The sequence below is a fragment of the Xanthomonas citri pv. citri genome (genome assembly GCF_000961215.1).
In the GTDB taxonomy this organism is placed as follows: Bacteria; Pseudomonadota; Gammaproteobacteria; order Xanthomonadales; family Xanthomonadaceae; genus Xanthomonas; species Xanthomonas cissicola.
On the sequence record NZ_CP008998.1, the window covers coordinates 3,711,049 to 3,723,980 of the forward strand.

General features: G+C 64.3%; 9 protein-coding genes. 8 read left to right on the forward strand and 1 reads right to left on the reverse strand.

Going from position 1 to position 12,932, the window contains the following annotated elements; genetic code table 11:
* Nucleotides 1–77 precede the first annotated feature (77 nt).
* From AMD14_RS16500 to AMD14_RS16535, 8 genes are all read left to right on the forward strand, one after another.
* Nucleotides 78–839, forward strand: a complete 762-nt coding sequence (locus AMD14_RS16500; RefSeq protein WP_005913611.1) for an HpcH/HpaI aldolase family protein — start codon at nucleotides 78–80, stop codon at nucleotides 837–839.
* Nucleotides 840–2,981 carry a TonB-dependent receptor family protein gene (locus AMD14_RS16505; protein WP_011052081.1) on the forward strand — a complete coding sequence of 714 codons (2,142 nt, stop codon included), beginning with the start codon at nucleotides 840–842 and terminating at the stop codon, nucleotides 2,979–2,981.
* Between the two features lie 235 nt (nucleotides 2,982–3,216).
* Nucleotides 3,217–4,443: an ATP-grasp domain-containing protein gene (locus AMD14_RS16510; RefSeq protein ID WP_015463500.1), complete on the forward strand. Its 1,227-nt coding sequence runs from the start codon at nucleotides 3,217–3,219 to the stop codon at nucleotides 4,441–4,443.
* Entirely contained in the window at nucleotides 4,440–6,242 is a 1,803-nt protein-coding gene (locus AMD14_RS16515; protein WP_011052083.1) for an IucA/IucC family protein, read from the forward strand. Before AMD14_RS16510 ends, AMD14_RS16515 begins: the two co-directional genes overlap by 4 nt.
* The gene (locus tag AMD14_RS16520) at nucleotides 6,239–7,435 is read left to right on the forward strand and encodes an MFS transporter (protein ID WP_011052084.1); all 1,197 of its coding nucleotides are present in this window, start codon (nucleotides 6,239–6,241) and stop codon (nucleotides 7,433–7,435) included. The genes AMD14_RS16515 and AMD14_RS16520 overlap by 4 nt, the downstream gene beginning before the upstream one ends.
* Entirely contained in the window at nucleotides 7,413–9,182 is a 1,770-nt protein-coding gene (locus AMD14_RS16525) for an IucA/IucC family protein (protein ID WP_011052085.1), read from the forward strand. Before AMD14_RS16520 ends, AMD14_RS16525 begins: the two co-directional genes overlap by 23 nt.
* Nucleotides 9,179–10,375 (forward strand): type III PLP-dependent enzyme, encoded by a 1,197-nt coding sequence (locus AMD14_RS16530; RefSeq protein WP_011052086.1) that lies wholly within the window; start codon nucleotides 9,179–9,181, stop codon nucleotides 10,373–10,375. Before AMD14_RS16525 ends, AMD14_RS16530 begins: the two co-directional genes overlap by 4 nt.
* A gap of 790 nt (nucleotides 10,376–11,165) precedes the next feature.
* A complete protein-coding gene (locus tag AMD14_RS16535; protein ID WP_015463501.1) occupies nucleotides 11,166–11,732 on the forward strand; it encodes a hypothetical protein in 567 nt (188 codons plus the stop codon).
* A 9-nt stretch (nucleotides 11,733–11,741) separates the two neighbouring features.
* Here AMD14_RS16535 and AMD14_RS16540 read toward each other — a convergent pair whose 3' ends face one another.
* The gene (locus AMD14_RS16540; RefSeq protein ID WP_040107787.1) at nucleotides 11,742–12,878 is read right to left on the reverse strand and encodes a hypothetical protein; all 1,137 of its coding nucleotides are present in this window, start codon (nucleotides 12,876–12,878) and stop codon (nucleotides 11,742–11,744) included.
* Nucleotides 12,879–12,932: the final 54 nt, after the last annotated feature.

Consider the following 12,932-nt stretch of genomic DNA (forward strand, 5'->3'; position numbering starts at 1 on the left):
AAAAGACCGCCAGACACACTTGATAATCATTCCCATTAAGCGCAGGATGAGCGCCCGTTTCCTTGGCGGCCTCTTCCATGGCGGTTGCAGTCGGCATCCTCAATGCAGTGCCAAGCGTGCAGCTCTGCGAATTGCTGGGTCGCATCGGCTATGGCTTTGTGGTGCTCGATCTGGAGCATGTGTTGCGTGCGCCCGACACGCTGGAACATGCGATCCGCGCCTGCGAGTTGTCGGGTTGCGAGGCCTGGGTGCGCGTGCCGGAAGTGGACGAAAAACTGATTGGCCGGGTGCTGGATGCCGGCGCGCGCGGGATCGTGATTCCGCGTACCGAGTCTGCGGCGCAGATCGGCGACGCCATCGCCGCGGCGCGCTTCCCGCCGCTGGGCCGGCGCGGCATCACCGGCGGCCGTGTCACCGGCTTCGGCACTGTCGATCTGCCCACCTACATCGCGCAGGCCAATGCGAACATCCGTCTCGTGCCGATGATCGAAAGCGCCGCCGGCGTGGCTGCCCTGCCGGAGATTCTTGCCACCCCCGGCGTGGCCCTGGTGATGGAAGGTGCGCTGGATCTGGCGCTGGATCTTGGTCTGGGCCCGCAGCCCACCCACCCGCAGGTGTGGGAATTGCTGCTGCAATTGCACGCGCAGTGCCTTGCTGCAAACGTCCCGTTCTGCCCCAACCCGCGCACCGACGCGCAACGTGCGCACTGGCTGCAACAGCCGGAGCTGCGCTGGCTGCTGGCCGGCGAAGACCGCGCGCTGATCCAACGCGCCTTGCGCGGCCATTTGGCCAGCCTTGCCGTCCCCCATTCACCTCCCGCCTGCAGGAGCACGCCGTAGATGTCGACGTTCCGTTTCCACGCCCTGGCCATCGCGATCGCGGCGAGCACGCTGACGCTGCCGCAGCTGACGCGCGCAAGCGATACGCCGACGACCGATGCGCTCGATGCGAGCGTTGGCGGTACGCCGATTCGCGCGCTGGATGCGATCCAGGTGCAGGGCAGCCTGCTCGGGCGCTCCAAACCCGACGATGTGCAGCGTTACGCCGGCAGCCGCCAGGTGATCGACCGCGAGCAGTTGCGCAATGGCGGCAACCGTTCGCTGGACGATGCTCTGCAACGCGTGCCGGGCATCAAGATCTTCGACGAAACCGGCACCGGCGCGCTGCCGCAGCTGATGCTGCGCGGCCTGTACGAAAGCCGCAGCGGTCGCGTGCAGGTGCTCGAAGACGGCATTCCATTGGCGTTGGCCCCGTATGGGCAAACCAGCCTGTCGTTGTTCCCGGTGGGGTTGAACCAGATCGACCGCATCGACATCGTGCGTGGCGGTGCGGCCGTGCAATACGGACCGAACAACGTGGGCGGGGTGATCAACCTGGTCAGCAAGGAGATCCCGAGCGCGTGGAGCACCACGCTGGCGCACAAGGTCACCGCCGGCGGCGAGGGCCAGTTCCTGCAGGACAGTGCGCTCAGCAGCGGTGGATATCTCACCGATCATTTCGGGATGCAGATCGATGCCAATCGCACCTATGGCGAGTACTGGCGCGCGCATAGCGACACCGACATCAGCAATCTGCGCGTACGTGCCGAATGGTGGCTGGACGACACCAAGCTGCTCAAGGCCAGCGTGCAGCGGTATCTGGTCGACATGGATCTGGCCGGCGCGCTGAGCCCGGATGATTATCGGCGCGACCCGCGCCAGTCCACCCGCCCGCTGGACAGCTTCAACGGCCGCACCACACGTGCGTCGCTGAGCTACGAACAGCTGCTGGGCGATTGGGGACCGATGCAGGACGTGCGCCTGGATTGGAGCAACTTCAGTGCACGCAGCAGTCGCAATTTCATTGTCGGCATGCGCCAGGCCTCCACCGAGACGTGGCGCTCGGACTTGCCGCCGCAACTGCGCCAGACCGCACCGCGCGACTTCCGCGTGGTCGGCAGCGAGCCACGGCTGAGCTGGAGCATGGGCGATGCCGGTGGCGTGCGTCAGCAATGGACTGCCGGGGTGCGCGCAGTGCGCGAGGACATCGATTTTCTGGTGGGCAATCTGCGTCTGCGCGACGGGCTATTCACCACCGTGCGCGATTGGCAGTTCGAAGACCGTGCGTTGGCCGCATACATCAGCAACGCCATCACCCTACCGGACGAGCGCGTGACGATCACGCCAGGCCTACGCTACGAGCGGCTGGATTCGCGTTATTTCAATCGCGCCACTGGCGTCAGCACGCTCAACCAAACGCGCGATGTCTTGCCCGGGCTGACGTTGGGCTTCCAGGCAACTGAGCAGTGGTTCTTCTACGCCGACGGGCAGCGCTCGATGCGCGCGCCGCAGGTCACACAGATCATCTTCGGCAACAACCTGGATGCCGAGCTGGCATGGAATTACGAGGCCGGCGCGCGCTATCAACCCAACGAGCGCACACGCATCCAGTTGGGTGGGTATCTCATCGATTTCGACCAACAGATTCAACTCGACAACACCACGCGCGTGTTTCGCAACCTGGGCAGGACCCGCCATCAAGGTGGCGAGCTGGAACTGCAGTGGAGCCCTGAGCAACTGCGTGCGCTCACCCTCAACGCCAGTTATGCCTATCTGGATGCCAGCCAGGAATCGGGCGCATTCCGTGGCTTGCGCGTGCCTTACACCTCGCGCAACCAGATCACGCTGGGCGGCACGTACGCGCTCGGTCACACCACTGTCGCGCTTTCCGGCTATTACTTCAGCAAGGCCTTCAGCGACGCGGCCAACACCGTGCAAGAGAACGCCATCGCGTCGGTGGGTCAGTTGCCGGCCTACATGGTCTGGAACACGCAAGTGAGCCATACCTTGTTCGAACGCGATGGACAGAAGTTCAGTGCATCGTTGGCGATCAACAACCTGTTCGACCGGCACTACTGGTTCCGTGGCGTGGACACCAGCCCCTGGGGGCGTCAGGCCGCGCCTGCGCGCACCGTCACTGCCGGACTGGAGTACACGTTTTAAACCTGCATCACGTAGCTAGCGCTGCACACGACCAATGCACAGGCGTAGGTTGCGCGTGAAGCGACGGCGGTCGTACTGACGAGCGCCAAGACAACACGGCGTGCATGAGGCACGCATCATTGCCGCAGCACGCGGCATGCGATCGACGTATCGCAGGCCACCCACCGCCGCCATGGCGCCAGGCAGCCCGTTTCAGTACCGGTTTTCCCCACCGTCCTGTCGAACGAGAGCTGCCATGATTGCGACATCCGCTGCACCGTTGGTGATCCTCACCCATGTCTGCCATACGGCCATCACCGAAGGTTTCCTGCCGGCCGCGCACGCGCTGGACCTGCCGGTGTGGTTGCTGACCGACCACCGGCTCGACCACCTGGCTTATTTCCGCGAGCATCCGAGCCATGCACCGCAGCGGGTGATCGAATGCGACGTGTTCAATCCGCTTGGCGTCCTCGACGTATTGCACGATGCAGACATCGCCCCGCGCGCGGTGTTCAGCAATAGCGACCACCTGCAGACCAGCACCGCGCTGGTGGCCGCAGCGCTTGGCCTGCCGGGCAAGGACTGGCAGGTGTGCTACGCCGCCAAGAACAAGGCCGCGATGCGCCAACGCTTGCGTGCGCATGGGCTGCCCTGCCCATGGTTTTGCACGCTGGCGCCGGGTGCGGCGTTGCCGGCACAGATTCCATGGCCTGTGGTGGCCAAACCTCGCGAAGGCGTGGCGAGCCTGGATGTGCGCTATTGCGCCGATGCGGCGCAATTGCAGGCCTACCTGGACGATGTATGGCAGCGCCATCCGCAGCGCACCGTGCTGCTGGAAAGCATGCTGGAAGGTGCGCTGTTTACGCTGGAAACGCTGGGCGACGGCAAGCGCCTGCAAGCCGTCGGCGGCTTCAAGGTGCGGTTGTCGCCGCCACCGCATTTCGTCGAATGCGAAGCGCAGTGGGATGCCGACGTGGACACACCGGTGATCGCGCAGGCGCTGCAACAACTGCGCGCGTTCGGTGTCGGCTTCGGGCTGTGCCATAGCGAATTCATTCTCACCGGCGACGGGCCGGTGCTGGTGGAGATCAATTACCGCAGCATCGGCGACCGCCGCGAATTCCTGCTTGACGAGATGTTTGCCAAACAATGGTTCAACGCGGCGCTGGCCCCGCATCTGGGCCTGCCGTTGCCACAGCTACGCAGTGCCCATGCACATGCCTTGCTGCGCTACTACGTGGCCGAACACGACGGCGAACTGGTCGCCGCCAGCGAAGACCACCGCCGGCACGATGCGCACAGCGACGTGCAGTACCGGCGGATGCGCACACCGGGCGAGCGCATCCGCCTGAGCCATTCCAACAAGGATTATCTGGGCGTGCTGAGCGCGTTGGCACGCGATGCGCAGACACTGCAACACGCAGTGGTGCAGGCCGAAGCGGGGCTGAAGTGGCGCATCGATGGCGCGGAATTGCGCGCATGAGCAGCATGGCCGACCAACGCTACATCGCCACCCGCATCATCGATGCCTGCCTGCGCGAAGACCTGCGCGGGATTGCGACCCGCGGCAGTGCGGCGGTACCGGAGGCCGAGGTGCTGGCGCAGTGGACCGACCCCATCCCCGTGCAGGGCTGGTGGCGCATCGCCCACCTGCCCGGCGGCACGATCTGGCTGCCGATCCATCGTCAAGGCGCGCTGCAGGACGTCGGGGCCTGCGGCGACAGCTGGATTGTGCGCAACAGCGACGGCGTGCACGTCGAACGTGGTGCACATGCCTGGTTGCAACGCCTGAGTGCAGAGCTCGATAGCGAAACGCAACAGCTGCATCGTGCCTACGCCGACGAAGCCGACTGCGCCGCTGCGCACCGCGGGCTGGCGCGGCAGGCCTACCACGCGCAGGCACCGGCGTTGCGTAATGCGCTGCATCACCCCGATGCCGCCGAGCGTGCCTACCGCTGCGATCAGCTGGCCAGCTACCGCGACCATCCGTTCTATCCCACCGCGCGTGCCAAGTCCGGGCTGGATGCGGCCGAACTGCGCCATTACGCGCCGGAATTCGCGCCGACCTTTGCGTTGCGTTGGCTGGCGATTCCACAGGCGTTGGCGCAATGCACCAGCGCCCCGCCGGCCGCGCTATGGCCGCAGTTCGAAAACCTGGGTCTACCGCCGGAACTGACCGCCACGCATCTCGCCTGGCCGGTGCATCCAATGGTCTGGGAGCGCTTGGAGCAGGAAGGCTTCGCGCTGCCCGAGGGCGTGCATCGAGCGCCGAGCGCCTGGCTGGACGTGCGCCCAACGCTATCGGTGCGCACGCTGGTGCCGCTGCAGCATCCGCACCTGCATCTCAAATTGCCCATTCCGATGCGCACGCTGGGCGCGCTCAACCTGCGTCTGATCAAGCCGTCCACGTTGTATGACGGGCACTGGATGGAGCGCGCATTGCGGCACATCGATGCGGTCGACCCTGCACTGCAAGACCGTTGCGTGTTCGTCGACGAGTCGCACGGGGGGCATGTCGGGCAGACGCGGCATCTTGCCTATCTGGTGCGGCGTTACCCAGCGCTGGACGATGCCACATTGGTCCCGGTGGCTGCGTTATGCGCGCCCATGCCCGATGGCCGCCCGATGGCGATCCATCTTGCCGAACGTTTTGCGCATGGCGACGTGCTGCGCTGGTGGCGCGACTACACCGAGCTGCTGCTTGCCGTGCATCTGCGCCTGTGGCTGCGTTATGGCGTTGCACTGGAAGCCAATCAGCAGAACAGCGTGATGGTGTATGCCGATGGCCAAGCCACGCGCCTGTTGATGAAGGACAACGACGCTGCGCGGATTGCGCTGCCGCAATTGCGGGAAGCACTGCCGGAGGTGGATGCACTGGGCTCGCTGCAGGATGCGCGTATTGCGGTAGACGATCCACAGGCGTTGGCGCAGATGTTCTGCACGATCGTGCTGCAGCTGGATCTGCAGGCGGTGCTGGAAGGCCTGGCCGAATGGCAGCCCGCGCTCCGCGCGCCGCTGTACGCGCAGTTGCAGGCCCAGGTCGCTGCAACGCTGGCGCAACTGGAAGGCGACGGCATCGATATCGGCCCCGCACGCCGCCTGTTGGCCACGCCACGGCTGCCGGTGAAGTACCTGCTCAGCGCCGGCAGCCTGCTCAGCAAGCAGCTCACCGGCGCCACCGACATCAACAAGTTCTACGGCGACAGCGCGCCCAATCCGTTCGGCGATGCGTTCGCCGATGCGCGACATCCGCCGCGCAGGCAAGCGGGCGCGCCGCGATGAGGCGCATCCTGGGTCCGGTACTGGCTGCGCATTATCTGGCGGCATTCACGGCGCTGGGCATGCCGCTGTTTCTGCCGCAGGTCTTGGCCGAACTCGCACCGTCGGCCGCCGTGGGCTGGAGCGGCGTGCTGTATGTATTGCCCACGCTTTGCACCGCGCTGACGGCAAGCACCTGGGGGCGTTGGGCGGACCGCAATGGACGCAAGCGTTCGCTGCTGCGCGCACAACTGGGCCTGGCGCTGGGCTTTGCGATTGCCGGCTTCGCGCCGTCGCTGACCTGGCTGGTGATCGGCCTGATCGTACAGGGCACCTGTGGCGGTTCGCTGGCGGCGGCAAATGCGTATCTGGCCAGCCAGCCGCAGGCCGGCCCGTTGGCGCGTGCGTTGGACTGGACACAGTATTCGGCCCGGCTTGCCATGGTGAGTGCACCTGCACTGCTGGGCCTGGCACTGGCGCTGGGCCCTGCGCAATCGCTGTATCGCGCACTGGCGTTGCTGCCATTGATTGCGTTTGCGTTGACGTGGCGCCTGCCGGCCGATCAGCCTGCTGCGCGAGAACCCGCTGCCGGCACACCTGCTACGTCCTTGAAGCACGCCGCTTCATCGCCTGCATCGCCGCGCACCGTTGCCGCGACCTCGTGGCCAGCCCTGCTGCTCGCCCAGTTCTTGTTCTGCTTCGCGATGGTGGTGACGTTCCCGTATTTCATCCCGTACGCGCTCGCGCGCGGCGCCGGCCACGATGCGCTTGCCGGCCTGCTCTACAGCCTGCCGCATCTGGTGTATCTGGTGGTGCTGCCGTGGTGGCGACGCGGCGATGGCGAGGCGTGGCTGGTACCGGGCCTGGCGTTGTTCGCGGCGGCCTGCGTGTGGCAGGCGCTGTTGCACGATGCGCTCGCACTGGCAGCAGCGCGGCTGTTGTTCGGCTTCGGCATGCTGTTCGGGCTGCGTGGGCTCAACCGCAGCTTGGCGCACATCGCCAGCGGGCATAGCGCCGGGCGCCTGTTCGGCCGCTTCGATGCCTGCGGCAAATGGGCCGGTGTGTTCGCCGGTGCCGCTGCCGGCGCATTGGCACAGGCGTCCGGCCCCGCCACCCCTTTCCTGGCTGCCGCGCTGGCCGCGGCCGCTGCTGCACTCACCGTCCTGGTGCGCTTCCCTTCGAGGAGAACTGCCGATGTCGCCGCACACGATGCATGACCCCTGGTACGACAGCATGGCCGACGCGCAGGCCTGCAGCTGCTGGTTGAACTGCTATCTGCGCGAATTCGCGATTCCGCAGCATGCGGTGCAGTTCGACTATCGCGGACTGGATCGGCCCGGCCCACGCGTGGCAGAACAACGCTGGCTGCGCATCGACCTGGGCGAGAGCGGTGCGCTGTGCGTGCGTATCGCCTATGCCGATCGCCTGGGCCGCTGCCGTTTCGCCTCCGCGCCGTTTCTCAAGAGCGCCGGCAAACCGTGGCATAGCCTGGATGCGCAAGCGCTGGCGCGCTGCCTGCTGCAGGCCTTGGGCAGCGCGCAGGCCATCAACCCGGAGCTGCTGGCGCAAAGCGCCAACAGCGTGGCCGTCACCGCTGCGTTATTGCGCCAGGCGCAGGTCACCGCCGCCACCGGCGAGGCGATGATCGACGCCGAACAATCGATGCTCTGGGGGCATGCGTTGCACCCCACGCCCAAGAGCCGCGAGGGCGTGGATCTGGATCAGGTGCTGGCCTGCGCACCGGAAGCGCGCGCGGCGTTCCAGCTGTTCTGGTTCCGCATCGACCCGCGCCTGCTACGCACACAGGGACGCGACGTGCGCGCGACACTGAGGCAGCTCTGCGGCAGCGACGATCTTTACCCCTGCCACCCCTGGGAAGCGCAGCGGCTGCTCGACGCCCCCTTGCTGCGCAGCTTGCAGGCGCGCGGCCTGATCGCGCCGGTCGGCCCGTTGGGCGATGCACTGCGGCCGACCTCGTCGGTCCGCACGCTGTATCACCCGGAACTCGCGTATTTCCTCAAGTGTTCGGTGCATGTGCGGCTCACCAACTGCGTGCGCAAGAACGCATGGTACGAACTGGAGAGTGCGGTTGCGCTCACCGAACTGCTGGCACCGAGCTGGCGTGCCTTGGCCACACAGGTGCCGGGTTTCGATGTGATGCTGGAGCCGGCGGCGACTTCATTGGATGTGGCCTCGGTCGATCCCGCATTGCATGCCGCCGACCCGCTGGCTGCGCGTGCCTTGTCGGAGAGCTTCGGCATTCTGTACCGGCAAGGCATTCCCGCCGCGCAACGTGCACGCTGGCAACCGCAGGTGGCTGCGGCCTTGTTCACCTGTGATGCGCAGGGCGATAGCGTGTGCGCCGCGCGCCTGCGGGCGCTTGGCAGTGCGCAGATGGACCACCGAACCGCAACGCTGCTGTGGTTCCGCGCCTATGCCGGACTACTGCTGGACGGAGTGTGGAGCGCGCTGTTCCAGCACGGCATCGCGCTGGAGCCGCATCTGCAAAACACCGTGATCGGTTTTGCCGACGGCTGGCCGACGCGGGTGTGGGTCCGCGACCTGGAAGGCACCAAGCTGCTCGCCCATCACTGGCCGGCCGCGCGCCTGCGCGGCGTCGGCGAACGCGCACGCCAATCGCTGTACTACACGCCAGAACAGGGCTGGAACCGGGTAGCGTATTGCGCGCTGGTCAACAATCTGGCCGAGGCGATCTTTCATCTCGGCGAAGGCGATGCCGCACTCCAAGCGCGGCTATGGCGATGCGTGGGCGAGATCGCACTGCGCTGGCAACAACGCCATGGCGCGCAAGCGGCGCTGCAAGGCCTGCTCGACGGCGCACCACTGCCGGGCAAGAACAATCTGGGTACCCGTCTATGGCAGCGTGCCGATCGCCAATCCGACTACACCGCGCTGCCCAATCCCATCCCTCGCACCGCGGCGCAGCGGCAGGTGGCGGCGTGAGCCTGCAGATCGATACCGCGGCAATGCTTGCTGCCTTGCCGCGGGTGCGCGAACGCTGCGATGGTCCGATCTGCGCGTATGTCTACGATCTGGCCGCATTGGACACGCACGCGGCCTGGATGCGTGCGCAGTTGCCGGCGCAGTGCGAACTGTTCTATGCGGCCAAGGCCAATGCAGAGCCACCGATCCTGCGCACGCTGGCACCCCATGTGGACGGCTTCGAGGCCGCCTCCGGTGGCGAGCTGGCCTGGCTGCATGCGCAGCAACCACAGGCGCCCTTGCTGTTTGGCGGACCGGGAAAACTCGACACCGAGCTCGCCCAGGCAGCCGCCCTGCCCGACTGCACCGTGCATGTGGAAAGCCTGAGCGAACTCGAACGGCTGGCGGAGGTCGCTTCGCACGCCGGCCGCTGCGTGCCGGTGTTTCTGCGCATGAATATCGCCGTGCCCGGCGCGCAAAGCACGCGCTTGATGATGGGCGGGCAACCCTCGCCGTTCGGTCTGGATCCGTGCGATCTGCATGCAGCGATGCAGCGACTGCAGGCGAGCCCATCGCTGCGCCTGGCAGGCTTTCATTTCCATCTGATGTCGCATCAACGCGACGCCACCGCGCAGCTGCATCTGGTCGCCGCCTACCTGCGCACCGTGCAGCAATGGCGGCAGGCCTATGCGCTTGGCCCACTGCGGGTAAACGCCGGTGGCGGCTTCGGTGTGGATTATCTGGCACCGGAAGCGTCGTTCGACTGGGCTGGCTTCTGCGCCGGGCTGCCTGCCTTGCTGCGCGAACACGCTACGGACCTGCGCCTGCGGCTGGAGCCGGGCCGTTACGTCAGCGCCAGCTGCGGCTGGTACCTGATGGAGGTGCTCGATCTCAAACGCAGCCACGGCGCCTGGTTTGCGATCGCCCGCGGTGGCACGCATCACTTTCGTACGCCGGCCGCGCAAGGCCACGATCATCCGTTCCGTGTATTGCGCGGTGAGCGTGCTCCAGTGTTGCGCGATACCCCGGTGACCCTGGTCGGCCAGTTATGCACGCCCAAGGATGTGCTGGCACGCGACCAGCATGTCGCCGCGCTGGCGCCTGGCGATTGCCTGGCCTTCCCGCTAGCGGGCGCCTATGCGTGGAATATTTCGCACCAGCGCTTTCTGATGCATCCGGCACCGCAGATGGTGTTTCTAACGGAGGGGCATTGACTTACCGATTGCGGACGAACAACGCTTGGGCCTACGTCAGCAGGCTCACAGGCAGATGTGCTGTTGCCGCAATTTCCTGCGTTGACTCGAAGTAGCTGTGCAGAAATTTCGTGGAAGTTAGCCAAGCGGATCGTTGCCCAGTGGCAATTCTCCTAGGGATGGTCTGAATGACCCACCAGACCTCTCAAATTCCAGCTTCTTGCATGTCAATGACGAGCAACATGTCGCGTTTGGTGCGATTTCTGCAACTTCTAGCGGTTTTAGCTGCCGCCAGGCAGCATTACCCCCGGGCCGGCAGCAATTGCCGGCGCACCATCCATCAGTTGGCTTCTGGCCCGGCTATTGCCTGCGCCCTCGGACCCCGGCCAAGGATGAGATCGCGGCATGATTGAGTTCGACTCGAGATCTGACCGGCGCTCGGTCCGGTCCTAATTCCTCGGTGATCGCCTGATCACTCCCGGAAGGTCGCGAGCTGCTCCCGGAAGATTTGGCCTGGCTGTCGCTCACCGCCTGCCAAGCGTAGGGAATGGCACCGAATGCTGGAAGCTGCGCGCTCGGAACCGTTGCTCAACCGCACCGCGCTTGAACTCGGTACTGAACTTCCTAGGCTTTGACATGCATACGCATCATGGTCTGGATCGACCTTCTTGTCAGTGTCCGTGAAAACGGGGTAGAACCCCCACTGCAATCCTGGAAGGCTAAGCTATGGCCCGTAGCCGCTTGCATAGGGTCACGACGAGAATTGCAAGAAACCGTATGTCAAGGACCAACGAATGGAGAACGATTTTAGATGAAGAATTGGCTGATCGGCTTAGTAGTCACCATGGCATGGACTAGCCCCTGCGTTGCTCAAGTCGCCCCTGAGTTGCTCGGGGGCGCGGATCCAGACAAGCCGATGTTTAGCGAATCCTTCTACAAAGGGATTGAGGGCAATTGGGTGCTGGTACGCGAACCCGTCAACACCGGTTACCACTGCTCGGTTAATTTCATCACGCCAGATTCCACCTTGTCGTTTCGCGGTCCCGCCGACGCTGGGATGGCGAGAAAGGGTCATGGCAGTCTTTGGTTCATCAGCAAGGCAATCCCCCCGGTGACAAAGCCCGAGATCGCTCCGATCACGTTGTCATCTACCAACCACCCTACGCAGAATGTTCAGGCCGCCCATGTGAGCATGCCTGGCCAGAGCAGTGGGGCGTTGTTGCTGACCATCGACGTGCAGAAATCGCTGGAGGAAAAGCCGGACAGTAATGAGCTCGCCATCCAGCTTCAGGGGAAAGAGGTGTTCCGGTCAAAAGTTGTCCAGTTGCAGCTGGCGTATCGCCAGCTTTCGGCTTGCATGAGCGCGGCTCGAAAATAGACCATGATTTCAGCCGTTTGGCACGTTCAAGATGTCGGTGCAGGCGCGACCCATCCCGCTTGTGTCGCCACTTGTGTCAACGAAGATATTCACATCGGCAACCCTCAGCATCCCGGCGCTGTCCGGGATCAGCACATAGCGGACGTTGCAACTTTTATAACCGCCGCCAGTGTAAGTCGCGCCGGTCACAAGATTCTGCCACATGACGCGATTGTCAAAGGCCTGCCCATAAGAGAGCGTCCGCGCGATCCCGGCCTGACGGACAGCGGGGTTGCCGTTCGCGGCGACGACCTCTTGCTCGGTCTTACCCGCCCACACCTGGATCAGGAGCGATTCACTACGCGATAAACGCCTTTTTCCACGGTATTCAGCGGCGGCCCGAATAAAATCCAGATTGGCGTCCATCGTCGCCACCTTGCCCTGCAACTTTCCCTGCGCTTCGGTTACTTGTTGCTGCATTTGGGTCAATTTTGCCGTGAGCGCTGCCGATTCTGCTGGCGTCAGCTTGCGGCCGCGATTGATCGCGGGCTTCGGCACGTCAGACCACAGCGTTTCCCAGGTAAAATCGGCAAGCGAACTCATCGACAGTCCGGCGGGGACCAGTTCCAGTCCATTCAAGCCAATGGCTGCCAGTTTCGCTCGCAATGCATCGGACTTAACCACACGATCGACCGCCGCAGCTTGTTTGGCATCGCCAATGCTGGCACTGTTGCAGGCTACATTCCATGCCTGTCGCATCGTGTAGCTGGTCGTGCTTTGCCAAACGGTGGGCTGGAGATCAATGATCGCCGGATCCTGTTTCATGGTCTTTGCGCCACTGGCCACCCGGAATTCCACGGAATCCGGCGTGTCCAACATGCCGGTTGAATCAGCCTTGTGCTTGGGTGCGCCACGGCCGCGCCGAATCGACTTGGGGCATTTGAACTGAAGTTGATATTCCAACCATAGGGGTTGGTCGACCGCTTCATAGACCATCGTCAAATCAATCTGAATGACCCGGTTTGAGTCAGGATTTGCGAGATCATCATTGATCGGTGTGTGGTCCATAATTGCGTCACTGGCGTAGACGTTGACACGATTTCCGGCTGCACCTTGCATATCGATCAGAAACTCGCTGGCCCCGACTTGCGTTGCGATGACCATCATGCCCGCACCGATTACGAGTTTTGTGATTTGTCGTGTCATGAGCGCTTCCTCACC